Raw genomic sequence first — 18,793 nt, 5'->3', positions numbered from 1 at the left:
GATGTTGGATATTTCTTCAAACAAGATCAAGGATTCAATTCCATTCAGCGGGGCCAAAAGTCTGGTAATGACTCTGCCGCTGAAAGATAGTCAACGGAGAGTAAGAATATTGACTGGAATTTTGATTGCGTCCTTTTTGATGCTTTTCCTTCCATGGACTCAAAATATTCGTTCCAAGGGTTATGTGACTGCTCTTCGTCCGGATCAAAGACCCCAGACGATTCATTCGATAATTGCAGGTAGAATTGAAAAATGGTATGTAGCTGAAGGTGATTTTGTGGCCGCTGGAGACACTATATTGAGAATATCCGAAGTAAAGGACGAATACTTTGACTCCCTGCTTTTACCCAGAACTCAGATGCAGGTGGAAGCTAAGTCCCTTTCAGCTAAATCTTACGGAGAAAAAGTCTCTGCGCTACAGGATCAAATAGCAGCTTTAAAAAGAAACAACATCCTAAAACTTCAACAGGCTGAAAACAAACTTAAAATAGCTGAATTAAAGGTTCAATCTGACAGTATTGAGCTGGTTCAGGCAAAAGTCAACTACGACGTTGGTAAGTACCAAATGGAGCGAGCCGAACAAATGATGAAAGAAGGCTTGATCTCCCTTACGAGTTTGGAAGGAAGGAGACTTAAGTTTCAGGAAGTTCAGGCAAAATTGATTTCCTCTGAGAATAAATACCTAAGTAGCCAGAATGAATTTATCACTGCCAGAATTGATTTGGACGCGATAGACAATGATTTTAAGGACAAATTGGCTAAAGCTGAATCCGAAATGTATACAGCTATGTCCTCTCAGTTTGATGCGGAAGCGAGTACAACCAAACTTGAAAATCAATATTCAAACTATGAACGAAGAACTGGATTTAGATACATTCTAGCTCCTCAGAACGGGTACATTGCCAAGGCTATCCAAGTAGGTATCGGAGAAACCATCAAAGAAGGAGATCAAATTGTAAACATCGTGCCTTCTGATGCCGATCTAGCAGTGGAAATGTATGTCCAGCCGGTGGATTTGCCTTTGCTGAAAGTGGGCAATAAGGTCCGGTTCATTTTTGATGGTTGGCCGGCGATCGTCTTTTCAGGTTGGCCTCAGATATCAAATGGTACATTCGGAGGAACAGTCGTTGCGATAGACCAGTTTGCCGGGCCTAACAATCAATACCGTGTCCTTGTAGTGGAAGATCCTGAAGAGGATGCTTGGCCTGATTTGCTTAGAATTGGTTCGGGAGCAGATGGTATTGCCTTGCTCAATGACGTTCCGGTTTGGTACGAAATCTGGCGACAGCTTAACGGTTTCCCGGCAGACTATTACACTCAAGAGGAAAAGGACAAATCATCAGCTGATAAGAAATGAAGAACAGAACGCTGACTTTACTGCTGTTTTTTGTCTCCTGGTTTGCTCAGGCTCAGGATTCTTTGAAGCTGAGCTTTGAGGAATACATGGAATGGGTACGCCTTTATCACCCCGTTGCTGCCCAAGCTGAACTAACTCTCAGAATGGGTCAAATGGAGGTTCGTCAAGCACGGGGAGGTTTTGATCCTTTGGTTTTCGGTAACTTGGATAAAAAGGAATACAAGGAGTCGACTTACTATGACAAACGAGAGGCAGGGGTAACCATACCAACCTGGATGGGAGTGGAGCTAAATGGTACTTTCGAGCAGAATTCCGGTACCTATCTAAATCCGGAAGCAACTGTCCCATCAGGTGGATTACTGGCTGCTGGAGCCTCCGTCAATCTGGGCCAGGGGTTGATTTTAGACGAACGAAGGGCGGCCCTTAAAACTGCTCAGATTTATCAGCAATCCACTGAAGTGGAACGAAAGAGAATCCTGAACGAACTAAACCTCGATGCCACGGACATGTATTGGCGATGGGCTTTGGCCTATGAAAACTTGCAGGTTCTTAAAGAGGGAGTGGCATTGGCAGACATCCGGTTTCGGGCTGTGAAGAGAAGTTTTGAGCAGGGTGACCAGGCGGCAATTGATACGGTAGAAGCGTTTTCTCAATTGCTTAATCGACAGTATCGCCTCCAGACTGCAGAAAACACTTTTTTTACTACTACTCAAGAATTGAACACCTTTCTATGGGATGAAAACGGTAACCCAATGGCGCTTTCCGGCACGATTACCCCTGAAGGATTGTTTGAAAATGGATTTTTGAATCCTGACTTTTCGGAACTGAGGGCTGCAGTAGCCTCCCATCCAGAACTGATGCTGACCGATTTTGAATTGGCAAGTTTGGATGTTGAGCGAAGACTAAAAAGCCAGCAAATCATTCCAGTGGTTAAACTGAAGTATAATTTCCTTACGGAATCCTTCTCAGATTTTAATCAGTCCCAGTTCTTCGAAAACAATTACAAATGGGGGGTCACTGTCTACACACCTTTACTCTTGAGAAAGTCCAGAGGTGCTGTCGGTCTTACAAAAGCCAAGATTGACATCAAACAAAATTCCAGGGATTTGAAGGAAATTCAGCTCCGGACAAAATTGGAATCTGAGTTGAATAACCTGACCATCCTCAACCAACAGGTAAAAACCTTTTCACAAAATGTGGAAAGTCTTCAGGCATTGTTGCAGGGTGAATCCAGAAGATTTGAAATCGGAGAATCCAGCCTTTTTCTTGTCAATGCACGGGAAGTATCTGTATTTGATTCAAGACTCACCCTGAATGAGCTGGCTTCAAAGCTTAGAGTATCTTATGCCAAAAGCCGAGTAGCTGCAGGTTTGGGTTTTGAATAAGGTGCTGATTTGTAATTTATTGGATGAGCTTGGTGTAAGTTGATTCAAAGTCTGAATTCCAGTCTAGTTCCAACAAAACTTTCAGGGCTTCCTTTAGATTTTCTTTTTCTGAATTGGTTTTTTGAACATTTTCAAACCAGGACTTGATCTCCTCTGTGTCCCGGATTTTTTCGGGGTTTCGGAGGTAAAACAGGATCATTGACATTAAGCAAAACGTCAGTTTCGAAGGAAGTACCCCGAACTTTTTGCGGTAATCCTCAAGTGTAGGAATAATTCTACTTTTAAGTTTCGCTGTACTGTTGAGCGAAATGTCGCTGAGTTTGTGAGAGACGAAAGGATTTTTGAAGCGATCCAGCACATCTTCTGAGTATTTCTTCAGCTCACTGAGATCCAAATCCATTGAAGGGATAATTTCCTCTTCAATCATTTCCAAAAGAAATTTTTCCCTCTTGGGATCTGTTATCCATTCACCCACGGTAAGTATGCCATTCAAAAGTCCCAATCCAGTCATGGCAGTATGGGAGCCATTTAGAATTCTCACTTTTCTCAGTGCATAGCCTGAGATGTCTTCAGCTAATTTTACTTCTGCTCTGGATTCAAGAAAGGGTAATTTTGAACGCAACCATTCAGGGCCTTCGATTGCCCAAAATGAATAGGGTTCGGTTTGTACTAGAAGCGGATCCTCCTCTTTCAGACTTAAATCAAGATGAGATGGAAATCCAGGTACAATTCTGTCAACCAATGAATTAAGAAATATGACTTTTGTATTTAGCCAACTCATGAAATCAGGAGGAAGGCCCCAGTTAGCTGCATGTTGGAGCACAAAATCCTTCAGAATCTTTCCGTTGTTAGGAAGTAATTCACAGGGCAAAACCACCGTTTCCGAATTGGGGATTTTCAGATATCTATTGTGAAGCCATTGTGTCAATCTCCCCGGAAAGGATTCTGCAAATTTTTCGAATGGCCCCTCATTTTTCCAGACCATTCCAGCTTCAGTGACATTGGAAATGATCCATTTTACTTGTGAGTAACCTGCAAATTCCATGAATTTTTCTGATTCATCCGGAAGCTTCAGCCCGTCTTTGATACAGGTAATCTTTTCGCTTTGCTCTATTTTTTGGCCTGATCGATAGCCTGCCTCAAGAACATGGTACTGAAAATTTTGCTCAGCCAATTTTCCCAGCGTATTTCCTGAAGTGGTTTGGATGATACAGATATTCAGAGAATTACCTTTCTTATTAAGGTCTTGAACCATAGGCTCAAAAAAGGCTCTGAGGAAATTTCCTGTTCCAAACTGAAGAATTTGAATGTCAGTATTTGCCATATAAGAAGATTTGGACAACTTGGGTGAAAACTAAAATCACCCTTTATGTCAGCATTTGTATTAGTGGAAGTGGATATTCACGATCCTGAAGTTTACGAAGAATATAAGAAACTCACACCCGGTAGTATCGAGCCCTTCGGTGGCAAATTTGTTATTCGAGGCCTTCCAGTCCAAGTCATGGAAGGGGAGTGGAAACATGATCGATTGGTTTTATTGGAATTTCCCGATAAGGAGAAAGCCTTGGAATGGTACAATTCAGACTTATATCAGAAAGCTAAGAATATTCGACAAAAAGCCTCGGTTGCAAACTTTTTTATTGTGGGTTGATTTTTTTGGCATTTTAATTGGTGTGAAATACAAATAAGATGCTGTTTTTAGAAAAGTTGTCTTTGTTCACCCACCTGTAAAAAGTAGATTTTGTGAAAAACGTATCAAAAAAATTCTATCACCTTAATCAAAAAATTCAATGAAAAAGAATTACCTGAATTGGTCGGGCTTAAGCCTGATTAGTGCAATGATTTTGACCTCCTGTATGTCGGAGGTTGAAGCGCCAGTTGCCAATGAAATGGCTAAAACAGCCGAAGAATCTTCTGAAGTAATTTCCGGAGGTGAGAATCTCAGAAAAGCACCTAATGGAGTATTTTATCAAGAAAAGTTTACCAATCAAATTTTTTTGGTTGGTGATGAGGCAAGTGGCTGGTCTCAAGGAGCACCTGCACCGGCATGGTATCCCGGCACTGGTTTTGGTAACGCAACTCACATGGGAAATGCTTATTCATTTATAAATCAATATGCTACCCTTGGGCCAAATGGATTGAGTACTGTCGGTGCTCCTGTAACTCAGTTTTTTGAGTCCGAATTGGCTGATTTGGGATTAACAGGAATTCCTGATGCGGTAAGTTCCCTGACCACAGATGGAAAAGGAAATGCCATTTATTTCAAAAATGTGTTAAATGTGACCACTCCAGCCTCTCCGACAAGAATAAATTTCGTTGCCCAAGTTGAAATAATAGGTGGTACTGGAATTTACAAGACTGCTACTGGAACAGGCGAGGTGAATGGGTATTTTAACCCCCAAGATGGAAAAGGAGAAACGACACTTCGAGCAAATATTGTCTTTTAATCACCCTTATTAAGTAAAAAGAGCGGCCTTGTGATCAAGTGCCGCTCTTTTGTTTTTAAAGGGAAACCCCTCTTTTCCATGGGATGAAATCGTAATTTTTGTTTAGCTCTGCTTTGGTTTGCATGGTCCCGCTTGCAACCTGTACTACCAGTTCCAGTAATTTTTCTCCGCAGGTTTCGATTGTGTCTTCGCCTGAAATAATCGAACCTGAATCAAAATCAATGATATCCGGCATCCGCTTGGCTAGCTTGTTGTTGGTCGAAACTTTGATGACAGGACAGATCGGATTGCCGGTAGGAGTGCCAAGACCCGTGGTAAAGAGAATTACATTTGCCCCGCTTCCAGCAAGACCCGTTGTACTTTCCACGTCATTCCCCGGGGTACAAAGCAGGTTTAATCCCGGTGTTTTCAAGTATTCCGTATAGTCGAGCACATCTGAAATCGGTGCGGTACCGCCCTTTTTCGCTGCACCACAGGATTTAATTGCATCAGTCAGCAGGCCGTCTTTGATGTTGCCCGGACTTGGATTCATGTCAAAACCGCTGCCTACTCGCTTGGCCGACTCATTGTATGCTTCCATCAAGTGGATGAATTTGTCAGCCAATGCCTCCGATTCACATCTGGAGATCAGGTTTTGCTCTGCTCCACAAAGTTCTGGGAATTCGGATAGGATCGCCGACCCCCCCAAGGCAACGATCAAATCGGAAACTCTACCCAATGTTGGGTTGGCTGAAATTCCAGAAAAACCATCAGACCCACCGCACTCCAATCCAATGACTAGTTTACTGAGTGGAAAAGGCTCCCTTTGGGCTTGATTGGCTTCGACCAAACCTTCAAATGTTTCCTTGATTGCCTTTTGGATCAGCTGGTCGGTGGTTCCTTCCTGTTGTTGATCGCAGATGATCACGGTTTTTGGCTGGCCTTTTTGAATTTTCGAGAGTTTTTCCAAAAGGATACTCGCTTGTGCATTTTGACAGCCTAAACTCATTACTGTTGCTCCTGCAACATTGGGATGGTTGATATATCCTGCCAACAAGGCGCAGAGGGCTTCGGCGTCCTGTCTTGTGCCACCGCATCCTAGGTCATGGGTCAGAAATCGGATCCCGTCGAGGTTTTCGAAAATCCTACTTTGGTTTTTGACCGGTTTTTCCGCAACCGTTTCCGTAATTTTTTTATTCTGAAAGCCTGAAATCAAGTTTTTGATTTGAATTTCGTAGGGGTTGGGTTCGGAAAAACCGAGTGCATTTTCGAAGGCTTCCTGCAGTAATTTCACATTGGTGTTTTCACAAAACACCAAGGGTAAAACCAACCAATAATTGGCGGTACCTACCTGATTATCAGATCTTTTATAACCTAAGAATGTTCTTTCTTTCCACTTAGAGACATCCGGTGCTTTCCAGTTGAAATGGCCGGTGGTTTTGGTGTAATGCCGGGTTTTGTGACGGATATTTTGGAGTGTGATTGCATTTCCTTTTGGGATGGCTTGGGTGGCTTCACCTACAATGGTACCATACATCAGGATGTCTTCTCCCGGCTGAAATTCCCGGATTGCAAACTTATGTTTGGCAGCTACAAATTCCTGAATTTCAAGCTCCAATCCATTGAGAGCCACTTTTTGACCTCGATCAAGATCAGTTAAAGCTACTCCGACATTGTCCGAAGGATCGAGAAGTAGGGTGGTGTTGTTCATAATTTTTATTCCTTAACTTGGTCAAATTAGATAAAAATCTATTCTTCGATGAAGAAAATTGTGACACTGGGTGAAGTCATGCTTAGACTTTCCCCGCCAGGAAATCAGCGTTTTTTCCAAACCCATTCTTTCGATGTTGAATTTGGAGGTTCCGAAGCAAATGTTGGCGCTGCTTTGGCCTATTGGGGCAATCATGTAGCACACTTAACAGCCTTTCCGGACCAGGAAATAGGTTGGGCGGCTTCCGGTCAACTCCGCAAAAATGGAATCGACACCAAGTTTATCCATCATGGTCAAGGCAGGATAGGTATTTATTTTTTGGAGCAAGGCGCTATGCAAAGGAGTTCTCAAGTCATTTATGACCGGGCAAACTCTGTTTTTGCAAATTATGACGGAAAAGATCTTCCTTGGGATGAAGTGTTTGATGGGGTGAACTGGTTTCACTGGTCTGGGATCACTCCGGCCTTGTCCAAGGAGTGTGCGGGTCTTACCTTAAAAGCCCTGAAAGAAGCCCGAAAAAGAGAAATTACTGTCAGTGGGGATTTGAATTACCGAAGCAATTTATGGCAATATGGGAAAGCTCCCCATGAAGTTATGCCTGGATTGATGGAACTCACCAATGTAATTATCGCAGGTACTCGTGACTTCAAGCAATGCCTTGATGAAGATTTCAAAAGCTTCACAGAAGTTCGAAATATGGCATTTGAGCGATATTCAGATTTAGAATACATCGTAAAGACAGATCGCATTTCCCATAGCTCTTCCAATAATACCATTTCAGCCACGCTATTTGGTAAAAAGAAAACCTACTCTTCACGAGCATACGAGTTGACTCACATTGTGGACCGGGTTGGTACAGGCGATGCCTTTGCAGGAGGCTTGATTCATGGTTTGCTCACTATGAAGCCGAAAGAGGCGATTGAGTTTGCCATGGCTGCGGGTGCGATCAAACACAGCGTTCCGGGGGATATTTTGCTATGCTCACTTCAGGAAGTACATGAATTAGCCAGCGGTGAGGCCGTTGGAAAAATCAAACGATAATGAGAAACCCAACTCCTTTCATCAAGCGAATGCATGCCGGTGGCATGATGCCTATTTTCTTTCATCCGGATGAACAAGTTTGTCTGGATATTCTTTTTTCTGCCTATGAAGGTGGCGTGAGAGTCATTGAGATGGTAAATCGGGGAAAGGAAGCCAAGTCCATTTTCCCAAAAATCAAAGCTGCTGCTGATAAAATGCCTGGACTTTACCTTGGTGCAGGCACGATATACCATCCTCATGAAGCGGAGGAGTTTATTGATATGGGTGCAGAGTTCATCGTTGCCCCTGTCATGAACCCAAAATTGGGTGAGTATTGTGCGAAGGTGGAAGTTCCATGGATTCCTGGTTGCGGAACCGTTTCCGAAGTTTTTTTTGCCCAAGAACTTGGTTGCGAGTTGGTAAAAATCTATCCTGCAAACATTCTGACACCGGAGTTTGTGCCTGCTGTTCATGCAGTGATGCCAAAGATTGAAATTATTCCCACAGGCGGAGTGGAACCCAATGTAGAAAGCCTTAAAAAGTGGTTTGATGCTGGGGTACTTTGCGTAGGAATGGGATCTCAGCTTTTCCGGAAGGATTTGATTACCAAGAAAGCCTTTACGGAAATCCGGCAATCTGTCCGGCATGCCATGGATATCATCGAGTCGATTAGAGCCAATAAACCCTGATTATGCCAAAACTTAAGCTTTTATTCTTCTTTGGAATTTTACTTCTCTACGGGGGATGCCAGTCAGATTCCAGAGTCAAAATCATCAAAATGGGCCATGCCCAAGTGACTAATCACCCGGTTCATGCGGCGATGGTCTTCCTTGCTGAACGGCTGGAGGAAAAATCGGGAGGAAGAATCAAAGTCAAAGTCTACCCTAACCAACAGTTGGGGACAGAGCGAGAGCTTTTGGAGTTGTTGCAGATCGGCAGCGTTGGGATGACCAAAGTTTCAGCAGCTTCTCTGGAGGCATTTTCACCGCAGATCAGTGTCTTGGGGCTTCCTTTCCTATTTAGAGATGATGATCATATTGACAAGGTGTTGAACGGTGACATTGGAACCGAAATCCTGTTGAGTTCAGAGAAATTCTGGTTAAGAGGTCTTTGTTTTTATGATGCCGGAAAGCGTAGCTTTTACAGCAAGACCAAATCCATTGAAACTCCTGAGGATCTAACCGGATTGAAAATCCGAGTTCAGGAATCCAAAATGGCGATCAACATGATTCGTGGAATGGGCGGTTCACCCACTCCTGTCTCTTACGGCGAATTATACACAGCCCTACAGCAGGGAATCGTGGATGCAGCAGAAAATAATCCACCCAGTTTTTACAATTCCCGTCATTACGAAGTCTGTAAGTTTTACTCCATAGATGAGCACACTGCAATTCCCGATGTGGTTTTGGTAAGTACCAAAGTTTGGGAAAATCTGAATCCGGAGGAACAGCAATGGCTGCAAGAAGCCGCTGATGAATCGGCAGTTTTTCAGGCAAAACTCTGGAAAGAGTCTGTAGAAGAATCAATGCGGGAAATCGAAAAAGCAGGAGTGGTGATTACTTATCCTGACCGTGAGCCTTTCATGAAAGCAGTTGAGTCAGTCTATGAACTGACCCGTACTGAGCAACCTCAATTATCAGAGTTGATCCAACGTATTCAAAATACCAACTGAAATGACCTTTAAAATCTGGCTGGACAAGCTTCTTAGTTCTCTGATTGCAGTGTTGATGGCTTTGATGGTCATCAATGTAAGCTGGCAGGTATTTTCCCGATACGTCCTGGAAGATCCCAGCAGCTTTACCGATGAACTCTCTCGATACATGATGATTTGGCTCGGAATGGCAGGAACTGCATTGGTTTCTGGGAAAAACGGACATTTGGCGATCGACATTCTTCCGGAAAAAGCTCAAGGAAAGCAAAAACTACTTCTGAATCTGGTAATCCATGGACTGGTTATATTTTTTGGAGTGGTGGTCATGATGATCGGAGGCGGTAATTTGGTCTACATCACGGATATGTTGGGTCAAAAATCAGCTACGCTTCAGATTCCTTTATCCTGGGTTTATGTAATCATTCCTATTTCCGGGGCTTTGGTCGTGTTTTACCATACCCATCATTTACTTTCAGTCATCAAAAACCAACCCTTACATCATGGAGTGGATTAGTATTGTCGTCTTGGTTTTGACCTTCCTTACCCTCTTGGCTTTGGGTGTTCCCGTAGCATGGTGTTTGGGTTTGTCCAGTTTTTTCACGCTGATTGTGACTGTGGCTGTGATGCCGGCTTCTACCACGATTGCCCAACGAATGGCTTCAGGCTTGGATAGTTTTGCACTTTTGGCCATCCCGTTTTTCGTTCTTGCCGGAGAAATTATGAATCGTGGAGGAATCGCCAATCGTCTGATTGATTTTGCCAAAGGTTTGACTGGAAGGTTGCCAGGTGGATTGCTTTATGTCAATGTGCTTGCTGCAATGCTTTTTGGAGCGATTGCAGGTTCTGCGGCTGCGGCAGCTTCGGCTATTGGAAGTATTTTGGGTAAAAGAATGGACCAGGAAGGCTATCCAAAAACTTTGGGCGCAGCGGTTAACATTACTTCCTCGACCACCGGTTTGATCATTCCTCCATCCAACGTATTGATCATTTATTCCTTGGCAAGTGGGGGAGTGTCTATTGCAGCGCTCTTTGTGGCAGGTTACCTTCCGGGGATTCTTCTGGGATTGGTGCTGATGGTTTGTGCAGCAATTTTCATAAAAAAGCATAATCTCCCTGCGAGTGAACGAGTGAGTTTTGGTGACTTGGGAAGGTATTTTTGGAGGGCAATTCCCAGTCTATTCTTATTGGTTGTGGTGATTGGAGGAATTGTAATTGGAGTGTTTACCGCTACGGAAGCCTCAGCCATAGCCGTGGTTTATACACTGGTGCTATCATTTGCTTACGGTGAGTTGAAGTTGAGTGAGTTGCCGGGAATTTTGATCCGTTCATCAGAAACAACAGCAGTTGTATTACTTCTAATAGGAACTTGCATGAGTATGTCCTGGGTGATGTCAAGTGAGGATATTCCACAAATGATCAGTGAGTTTATGCTCAATGTCAGTGAAAACAAGTGGGTCATTCTGATTTTGATTAACCTAATCCTTCTATTTGTAGGGATGTTTATGGACATCACTCCGGCGGTGCTGATTTTTACTCCGATTTTTCTTCCTGTTGTGGAGCGTGTAGGAGTAGATCCGGTTCATTTTGGGATCATGATGACGCTGAATCTTTGTATCGGATTATGTACTCCACCAGTTGGTTCTTTATTGTTTGTGGGAGTTTCGATTGCGAAAATCTCCCTGACTCAAGTAATTCGGCCATTGCTTCCGTTTTTCTTGGCTATGATTTTTGCCTTGATTCTGGTGATGATCTTTCCTGAAATTTCACTCTTCCTTCCGAGGTTATTCGATTTGATCTAGACGAAACGAAGCTAAAAAAAAGGGTCCCGATATTCTCGGGACCCTTTTTGGTTATAAATCCGGCTGAGGAGTCATTCTCAGGTAAGGTTTGATCACCTTATGACCCTTCGGAAATCTGGCCGGGATGTCTTCCGTTTTGATCGCAGGAGCAACAACGACATCTTCCCCTTGTTTCCAGTTTGCAGGCGTGGCTACAGAAAAGTTTGCAGTCAATTGAAGTGAATCAATCACCCGCAGTAGCTCGTCGAAATTTCTGCCTGTGCTGGCTGGGTAGGTGATCATCAGCTTAATCTTTTTATCAGGTCCGATGATGAATACAGACCTTACTGTAAAGTTTTCATTGGAGTTGGGATGAATCATGTCATAAAGCTCTGAGACCTTTCTGTCCTGATCTGCGATAATTGGAAAATTCACCACAGTATGCTGAGTCTCATTGATATCTCCAATCCAGGATTTGTGACTTTCCAATCCATCCACACTCAATGCGATCACTTTTGTGTTTCTTTTCGCAAACTCATCTCTAAGTTTTGCGACAGCGCCAAGTTCCGTTGTGCAAACCGGTGTAAAGTCCGCAGGGTGAGAAAATAAAACTCCCCAACCATTGCCCAAATATTCATGAAAATTCACTTTCCCTTCGGATGTTTCTGCTGTAAAGTCGGGAGCGATGTCCCCAAGTCTTAATGCCATAACAGTCTAAAATTTAAAGTCTATAGAATGAGTAGACTGAAAATACCAATTGAAAGTTTCAAAAAAAAGAACTGGTTGATTCAAACTCTTTTTTTCCGTTTAACATTAATATTTTAAACAATGTCAGCTTTCTGATATTTCTTAGATGAGTCAATCCGTACTTTACCTTCAATTCGTATATCAACAAAATTTCACGCGACGAAACCGGGCATGACTCAAGTGGTAAACGGAAAAAATATCCTTCTCCTAGCTATATACGACCCTAAAAAAATCAGATCAATAAAAGATGAAAACCTACTACAATCCTGAGGACCTCAAGAAATTTAGCAAAATAGGCGAGTTGCAAAAGTCCATGGCTGACAAGTTCTTTTCTTATTATGCGGAGGTATTCAAAGAAGGAGCGCTTACCGCAAGGGAAAAGTCTCTGATTGCTCTTGCTGTGGCCCATGCACTACAGTGCCCCTATTGCATAGATGCCTACACTACCGATACCTTGGAAAAAGGCTGCGATGAGGAGCAAATGATGGAAGCAGTACACGTGGCAGCTGCAATTCGTGGCGGTGCTTCGCTGGTTCACAGCACCCAGATGATGAATAAGATCAAAGAAATTTCCATGTAATGAAGTCATTAAAAGCGCAGCTGCACAGCTTGGCAGATCCGGAAGAGGAGTTGGCAATATTGGAAGAAAGGCATCCGGGCGGGTCCGAAAGCAGTTTCCAAAAACATCTGGAACAGATAGGTCTGTTTCCACTTAGACCTACTCCGCTTCAAATTTTCCAAATCAACTTGGGAAAAATGTGCAATCAGGTTTGCAAGCATTGCCATGTGGATGCAGGCCCTGACCGAAAGGAAATTATGACCCGGGAAACAATGGACCAATGTCTTCGGATTATCCAAAGTGAATCTTCTCTGACCACCGTGGATTTAACGGGGGGAGCGCCAGAGATGAATCCCGACTTTCGTTGGTTTGTTGAGTCGATTCGTGAGATTCGTCCTGATGTAACTATCCTCGTCCGATGCAACCTGACCATTATCCTGGCAAATCCTCGATTTAATGATTTGCCAGAATTTTTCAGAAAAAACCAAGTAGAAGTGGTTTCTTCTTTGCCATATTTTACGGCTATGAAAACCGATTCCCAACGCGGCGATGGGGTTTTTGAAAAATCTATTCAGGCCTTAAAGCTTTTGAATGAAGTTGGATACGGACTAAAGGACTCCGGTTTGGTTTTGAATTTGGTCTATAATCCATCCGGGGCTTTTCTGCCTGGATCTCAATCCGAACTTGAAGCGGAGTTTAAAAAGAAGCTTTGGGACAAATACGGAATTGAATTCAATTCGCTTTTTACGATCACCAATATCCCGATTTCCAGATTTTTGGAATACCTGATCCGGTCAGATAATTACGAAAGCTACATGGAAAAGCTTCTGGCAGCCTTCAATCCCGTAGCTGCTGCAGGCGTAATGTGCCGAAATACTATTTCTGTGGGTTGGGATGGTTATCTGTATGATTGCGATTTCAATCAGATGCTGGATTTGAAAGTGGATGCACCAAAGACCTCCCATATTTCGGATTGGAATTCTGCGATTCTTTCCACTAGAACAATTGTAATCAACAACCACTGCTTTGGCTGTACCGCTGGAGCGGGTTCCAGTTGCGGAGGTACTATTGCATGAGTAGAAGTGGGTTGATTGTATTTCAGAAAAATGCTACGCTTGGGAAAGTGAAAACCCGGCTGGCCGCCACAGTCGGAGATCAGGAGGCCATGAAAATTTACCAATGGCTTACCTCACACACCCATCGAATCTTAGGGGAATTGGAGGTAGATAAGTTCCTTTTTTTCTCGGATTACATTCCGGAATTAGAAATTAAAAACTTTCCTAATTACCGGTTTGAAGTTCAGGTCGGTACCGATCTTGGTCAACGAATGAGCCAAGCTTTTTCAAGATTGTTTGAAATAGGATTTGAAAAAGTAATCATCATCGGTACAGACTGCGCTGAACTTACTTCGCAGGACTTAAAAAATGCATTTTCAATGCTGGATTCCCATGACTTGGTTCTGGGACCGGCAAAAGACGGGGGATATTACTTGCTTGGGACCCGTAGAAATTATCCCGAATTATTCCGTGAAATTCCATGGAGTACAGAAAAAGTACTCGAGCTCACACGCATCAAAGCAAATGAATTGAACCTCAAGCATGGCTTATTGAATGCCCTTTCTGATATTGATACAGCAGAAGACTGGCAGAATTTTATCACCAAAAATCCAATCATCCATGAATAGCTACCTTGATACCACGGTAGATGTGTATAAGCAAGCGGCGCTGAAACCCGACGTAGGGTTATGCTGTACTACTACTCCCATCTGGCAATTGCCCGAACTCCAGATTCCAAAAATAATGCAGCAAATGAATTATGGCTGCGGCAGCACGGTGCATCCCCGTGACTTGGTCAATAATCCGAGAATTCTGTATGTAGGCGTCGGAGGGGGAATGGAAGTACTGCAATTTGCCTACTTCTCACGCCAAAAAGCTGGCGTGATTGGAGTTGATGTAGTAGATGAAATGTTGGCAGCCTGTGACCAAAACCTAGCTCTTGCTGAAAATGAAAATGCTTGGTTTAAGCGTGATTTTGTTGAATTACGAAAAGGAACTGCCTTAAACTTGCCGGTTGAAGAAAGCTGTATCGATGTCGCTGCACAAAACTGTCTATTCAATATTTTCACGCATGAAGATTTGAAAAAGGCGTTGGCCGAAATGTACCGGGTGCTAAAACCACATGGACGTCTTGTATTGAGCGATCCGATTACAGAAAATCAAATGCCTGACTCCCTTCGCAATGATTCCAGGCTTCGGGCACTTTGCCTTAGTGGGTCCCTTTCCATGAAAGAATACCTACAGATGATCACGGATGCCGGATTTGGAACTGTGGAGGTTCGGGCAAAGCGGCCTTATCGCATTTTGGCACCGGGTCAATACGACACGAAGGAAATGATCTTTTTGGATTCTATCGAAGTCTGTGCGATAAAAGATCCGATGCCCGCAGATGGGCCATGCATTTTCACTGGAAAAGCAGCGATTTATTTTGGCGAAGGCGAATACTTCGATGACCAGAAGGGACATGTTCTGATTAACAATCAACCTTTGGCGGTATGTGATAAAACTGCTTCTGCAATTCAAAACTTGGGTAGAAAAGATATTTATGTTTCGGAATCTACCTTTTTCTATGATGGCGGTGGTTGTTGTTAAATCGAAACTCCTGTTTTTGATCTCATGTCTCAGCTTTTGCAATTTCCAGGGTGCTTTTGCTCAACAGAAAACTGAAACTATCAAGTTTGAAATACAAGTCCTCGGAATGAAAATCGGGGACCTCAACGTGGCTAAATACCAGATTGGAGATACGACTCATTATGTCGCCGAAAGTCAGGTCAAGTTTTGGTTTTTTGGATCAGTCAATTTGGAATTGAACACCCACGCCAAATATTTGAAAGGTTATCTGGTGAAAAGCCACTCCCGTTCCAATACGAATCGGGGAAATTTTGCTTCCACTGTTTATTGGGATGGTAAAAAATATGTGGTAGACGCCAAGTCCTATAAGTTTGAAAACCAGGAGCCGGTGTACGGGTTGACGGAATGGTGTTCGACCCGAATGTTTTTTGAAGAATTGCAGGAGGGAAAGAAATTTCTATCAGAAGTCTATGGTCTTACTACGACCATAAAAAAGCTGGAACCAAATGTTTATCAGACAATAATCGCCGGTAATGAAAACCGATACTTTTATCAATTTGGGAAACTCCAAAAAGTCGAACTGGAAAACCCGATCAAAAATTTCACTTATAAACGTGTCCAATGAAGGAACAATTGCGGATCTCCGTGATCATTCCAGTTTTTAATGAAGCTCAAAATTTACGGGTATTAATCCCGTTTTTGAGGCAATATGGAGGAGATTTTATTGTTGATTTGATCGTTGTGGATGGTGGCAGCACAGACGATAGCTGCCAAGTCGCCGAATCTCTGGGAGCTTATGTTTTACACTCTGAGATCAAATCGCGAGCTGTTCAGATGAATTTGGGAGCAGGACATGCCAAGGGAAACACCTTATTTTTTGTCCATGCCGACACCAGGCCTTTAAAGTCTTTTGCTGAAGATATTCAGAAGGCTCTGATCAAGGGTTACAAGGCCGGATGTTTTCGTTATCGATTTGATTCCCCCTCCACCTTGTTGAAGTTTAATTCATGGTTTACCCAATTCAATGGAGTTTTTTCTGGTGGAGGTGACCAGACCCTGTTTATTACACGTGATTTTTTCAATACATTGGGAGGATATGATTCCGGATTTTGTCTGATGGAAGATTTTGAGCTGGTGCGACGAATCAAGAGAAAGGCTAAATTTCATATCATTCAGAAATCCATGACCGTGTCAGCCAGAAAATATGAGAATAACTCCTGGCTTAGAGTACAGCTAGTGAATCTGTTTGTTTTTGTGCTGTTTTATTTTGGCACCAAACCGGAAAAGCTAAAAAAATTGTACTCAACTCTCCTTAATTATGGCTCAAACAGCTGAAAGCGCTTATCAAATCAACGGAATTCAACAAATCGGAATTGGAGTAAAAGATGTCCACAAAGCTTGGGCTTGGTATCGAAAAGCCTTTTCAATGGATGTTCCCGTGTTTGAGGACGAGGCCACAGCTAATCTGATGACTAGGTATACAAACGGCAAAGCGGAATCCCGACACGCTGTGTTGGCGATGAATATGCAAGGGGGAGGAGGATTCGAAATCTGGCAATTCACCAGCAGAACTCCAACAGGAACTGAATTTCAAATCTTACCCGGAGATTTGGGGATTTATGCGGTGAAAATGCGCGTGCGGAACCTTGAGATAGCATTTGAACATCTAAAAAAATCAGGTGCCAAAATTCTGACCACTCCGTCAAAAACCCCAAATGGAACCGGTACTTTTTTTATCCAGGATCCTTTTGAAAATGTTTTTCAGATCGTAGAGGATTCCAACAGGTTTTCGGAGAATTCCGCTCCCACAGGAGGAGTCCTTGGGGTGGTGATTGGAGTTTCGAATTTGGATAAATCTATTCCCCTTTTTCGCGATATTTTAGGCTTTACTCAGCTTCAGTATCAAAAGGAAGGTGTTTTTGATGATATTCCCGGAGACAAATTGACTTATAAAAGAGCGCTTCTTACCATGCCGGGAAAAAGCAATCCGGGTGCCTTTGGAGCCTTACTTTGTCCAGCTCAGATCGAACTGATCGAGGTCCAAGGACGTGATTCCAAGCAAATTTTCAAGGATCGCCTTTGGGGAGATTTAGGGTTTATTCATTGTTGTCTGGACGTCAACGGTATGAAAAACCTGAAGAAAAAAGCCGGGAATGAAGGATATCCATTTACAGTTGACAGTGAGGACAGCTTTGATATGGGAAGCGCTTCAGGTCATTTTGGGTACCTTGAAGATCTCGATAAAACATTGATCGAATTTGTAGAAACGCACCGGGTTCCCATTCTTCAAAAATGGAACCTCTACCTCAACCTGAAGAATCGGGATCCAAAAAAGAATTTGCCGAAATTTTTGGTCAAGCTTTTAGCCTTGAACCGGGTGAAAGCCTAGATTGAGGAAATTTTCTCCACCAAATTGACCAAGCGGTTGGCATAGCCGGATTCGTTATCGTACCAGCCGACCACTTTCACTAGATTTCCTTTCGCCGAAGTCAAGGCCTCATCAATGATGCAGGAGTTTGGATTTCCGATTATGTCGATTGAAACAATCGGATCAGATTCGACCTGCAAAAATCCTTTTAATTTTCCTTTTTCGGCAGCTTTGTAGGCATGGTTGATTTGGCTTGCGCTAACTTCTTTATTCAATTCTACAATCAAATCCGTCAACGAGCCATCCGGTACGGGGACACGCATAGCAGAAGCCTCAATTTTTCCTGCCAATTCCGGCAATATCCGATCCAATGCCTTGCCGGCGTTGGTGGTTGTAGGGATGATGGAATAGGCTGCTGCACGGGCTCTTCTAAGATCACGATGTGGTGCATCATGCAGATTTTGGTCGTTGGTATAAGAATGGACTGTAGAGGCAAATCCCTTGACAACACCAAAATTTTCCTCCAAAACCTGAATCATTGGTGCCAAGCAATTTGTGGTACAAGACGCATTGGAGATAATAGTTTCCGATCCATTCAGAATAGCATCATTGACTCCCAAAACCACCATAGGAATGCTTTCGTCTTGGGCTGGCGCTGATATAATTACCTTTTTTGCTCCGGCTTTCAGGTGTTTTTCCGCTCCATCACGGTGAGTAAATCTTCCGGTACATTCAATCACCACTTCTATCCCTAATTCTTTCCAAGGCAGTTCTTCCGGGTTTGCTTTTGAAAAAAGTTGAATGGGGTGATTATTAACCAAAAGCAGATTGCGCTCAAGGGAAATTTTTTCTTCAAATTTCCCATGCACAGAATCGTATCGAAACAGATGGGCGATCGCAACTGGGTCAGCGAGGTCGTTGATTGCCACCAGTTGAAGGCTTGGGTGGTGAAGCAGCAACTTGGCGGTATATCGGCCGATTCTGCCAAATCCATTGATAGCAATTTTGGTGATTGGGACCTGTGTACTCATTTTAGTTTTTTTCTAGAGGCGAAATTAGATAAAAGCCAGAGAGTATTTTTAAGTAAAATTTTAACCCTTTGGTTCAGGTTTTTACCTTGATTTCCAAAGAAATTTTTGTGGTGATTTTGGCTTTGTAAATCTG

General features: G+C 43.1%; 20 protein-coding genes. 16 read left to right on the top strand and 4 right to left on the bottom strand.

The window, feature by feature from the left end:
* The first annotated feature begins 1 nt into the window (after position 1).
* Both D0X99_RS10520 and D0X99_RS10515 read left to right on the top strand, forming a co-directional pair.
* Positions 2-1,357 carry an HlyD family secretion protein gene (locus D0X99_RS10520; protein WP_119477783.1) on the top strand — a complete coding sequence of 452 codons (1,356 nt, stop codon included), beginning with the start codon at positions 2-4 and terminating at the stop codon, positions 1,355-1,357.
* Positions 1,354-2,742, top strand: coding sequence for a TolC family protein (locus D0X99_RS10515; RefSeq protein ID WP_119477782.1), 1,389 nt, complete (start codon positions 1,354-1,356; stop codon positions 2,740-2,742). The genes D0X99_RS10520 and D0X99_RS10515 overlap by 4 nt, the downstream gene beginning before the upstream one ends.
* 16 nt (positions 2,743-2,758) lie before the next feature.
* Here the strand turns inward: D0X99_RS10515 and D0X99_RS10510 are convergent, their stop codons facing one another.
* A complete protein-coding gene (locus D0X99_RS10510; RefSeq protein ID WP_119477781.1) occupies positions 2,759-4,066 on the bottom strand; it encodes a tagaturonate reductase in 1,308 nt (435 codons plus the stop codon).
* Between the two features lie 45 nt (positions 4,067-4,111).
* On the opposite strand from D0X99_RS10510, the gene D0X99_RS10505 reads away from it, so the two are divergent.
* Positions 4,112-4,393, top strand: a complete 282-nt coding sequence (locus tag D0X99_RS10505; protein WP_119477780.1) for a DUF1330 domain-containing protein — start codon at positions 4,112-4,114, stop codon at positions 4,391-4,393.
* 139 nt (positions 4,394-4,532) lie between these two features.
* Entirely contained in the window at positions 4,533-5,189 is a 657-nt protein-coding gene (locus D0X99_RS10500) for a hypothetical protein (protein WP_147392221.1), read from the top strand.
* Between the two features lie 55 nt (positions 5,190-5,244).
* Here the strand turns inward: D0X99_RS10500 and D0X99_RS10495 are convergent, their stop codons facing one another.
* Positions 5,245-6,879, bottom strand: a complete 1,635-nt coding sequence (locus D0X99_RS10495; RefSeq protein ID WP_119477778.1) for a UxaA family hydrolase — start codon at positions 6,877-6,879, stop codon at positions 5,245-5,247.
* A 48-nt stretch (positions 6,880-6,927) separates the two neighbouring features.
* On the opposite strand from D0X99_RS10495, the gene D0X99_RS10490 reads away from it, so the two are divergent.
* The 5 genes from D0X99_RS10490 to D0X99_RS10470 are packed head-to-tail and all read left to right on the top strand — an operon-like array spanning position 6,928 to position 11,349.
* Positions 6,928-7,920: a sugar kinase gene (locus D0X99_RS10490; protein WP_119477777.1), complete on the top strand. Its 993-nt coding sequence runs from the start codon at positions 6,928-6,930 to the stop codon at positions 7,918-7,920.
* A complete protein-coding gene (locus D0X99_RS10485; protein WP_119477776.1) occupies positions 7,920-8,588 on the top strand; it encodes a beta/alpha barrel domain-containing protein in 669 nt (222 codons plus the stop codon). The genes D0X99_RS10490 and D0X99_RS10485 overlap by 1 nt, the downstream gene beginning before the upstream one ends.
* Positions 8,589-8,590: 2 nt before the next feature.
* Positions 8,591-9,571 carry a TRAP transporter substrate-binding protein gene (locus D0X99_RS10480; RefSeq protein ID WP_119477775.1) on the top strand — a complete coding sequence of 327 codons (981 nt, stop codon included), beginning with the start codon at positions 8,591-8,593 and terminating at the stop codon, positions 9,569-9,571.
* Between the two features lies 1 nt (position 9,572).
* Positions 9,573-10,064 (top strand): TRAP transporter small permease, encoded by a 492-nt coding sequence (locus D0X99_RS10475; protein WP_119477774.1) that lies wholly within the window; start codon positions 9,573-9,575, stop codon positions 10,062-10,064.
* Positions 10,051-11,349, top strand: a complete 1,299-nt coding sequence (locus tag D0X99_RS10470; RefSeq protein WP_119477773.1) for a TRAP transporter large permease — start codon at positions 10,051-10,053, stop codon at positions 11,347-11,349. Before D0X99_RS10475 ends, D0X99_RS10470 begins: the two co-directional genes overlap by 14 nt.
* A gap of 51 nt (positions 11,350-11,400) precedes the next feature.
* Here the strand turns inward: D0X99_RS10470 and D0X99_RS10465 are convergent, their stop codons facing one another.
* Positions 11,401-12,036 (bottom strand): peroxiredoxin, encoded by a 636-nt coding sequence (locus tag D0X99_RS10465; protein WP_119477772.1) that lies wholly within the window; start codon positions 12,034-12,036, stop codon positions 11,401-11,403.
* A gap of 286 nt (positions 12,037-12,322) precedes the next feature.
* Here D0X99_RS10465 and D0X99_RS10460 point away from each other — a divergent pair, with 286 nt between their 5' ends.
* From D0X99_RS10460 to D0X99_RS10430, 7 genes are read left to right on the top strand one after another with little or no spacing between them, the layout of a single operon-like run.
* Complete coding sequence (locus D0X99_RS10460) at positions 12,323-12,655, top strand: arsenosugar biosynthesis-associated peroxidase-like protein (protein ID WP_119477771.1); 333 nt, start codon at positions 12,323-12,325, stop codon at positions 12,653-12,655.
* On the top strand, positions 12,655-13,710 hold the full coding sequence (arsS, locus tag D0X99_RS10455) for an arsenosugar biosynthesis radical SAM (seleno)protein ArsS (protein ID WP_119477770.1): 1,056 nt from the start codon (positions 12,655-12,657) through the stop codon (positions 13,708-13,710). Before D0X99_RS10460 ends, arsS begins: the two co-directional genes overlap by 1 nt.
* Entirely contained in the window at positions 13,707-14,318 is a 612-nt protein-coding gene (locus D0X99_RS10450; RefSeq protein WP_119477769.1) for a TIGR04282 family arsenosugar biosynthesis glycosyltransferase, read from the top strand. The genes arsS and D0X99_RS10450 overlap by 4 nt, the downstream gene beginning before the upstream one ends.
* A complete protein-coding gene (gene arsM, locus D0X99_RS10445; RefSeq protein WP_119477768.1) occupies positions 14,311-15,282 on the top strand; it encodes an arsenosugar biosynthesis arsenite methyltransferase ArsM in 972 nt (323 codons plus the stop codon). Before D0X99_RS10450 ends, arsM begins: the two co-directional genes overlap by 8 nt.
* The gene (locus D0X99_RS10440; RefSeq protein WP_317133427.1) at positions 15,236-15,886 is read left to right on the top strand and encodes a DUF6134 family protein; all 651 of its coding nucleotides are present in this window, start codon (positions 15,236-15,238) and stop codon (positions 15,884-15,886) included. Before arsM ends, D0X99_RS10440 begins: the two co-directional genes overlap by 47 nt.
* Positions 15,883-16,596, top strand: a complete 714-nt coding sequence (locus D0X99_RS10435) for a TIGR04283 family arsenosugar biosynthesis glycosyltransferase (RefSeq protein ID WP_233553696.1) — start codon at positions 15,883-15,885, stop codon at positions 16,594-16,596. Before D0X99_RS10440 ends, D0X99_RS10435 begins: the two co-directional genes overlap by 4 nt.
* A complete protein-coding gene (locus tag D0X99_RS10430; protein ID WP_119477766.1) occupies positions 16,580-17,650 on the top strand; it encodes a VOC family protein in 1,071 nt (356 codons plus the stop codon). The genes D0X99_RS10435 and D0X99_RS10430 overlap by 17 nt, the downstream gene beginning before the upstream one ends.
* Here the strand turns inward: D0X99_RS10430 and gap are convergent.
* A complete protein-coding gene (gene gap, locus D0X99_RS10425) occupies positions 17,647-18,660 on the bottom strand; it encodes a type I glyceraldehyde-3-phosphate dehydrogenase (RefSeq protein ID WP_119477765.1) in 1,014 nt (337 codons plus the stop codon). The two genes, D0X99_RS10430 and gap, sit on opposite strands and share 4 nt — an antisense overlap.
* Positions 18,661-18,793: the final 133 nt, after the last annotated feature.

It is taken from the genome of Algoriphagus lacus (assembly GCF_003583985.1).
Classification (GTDB): Bacteria; Bacteroidota; Bacteroidia; order Cytophagales; family Cyclobacteriaceae; genus Algoriphagus; species Algoriphagus lacus.
Note: the sequence above shows the minus strand (reverse complement) of the source record. Positions and strands in the feature narration are given on the sequence as shown.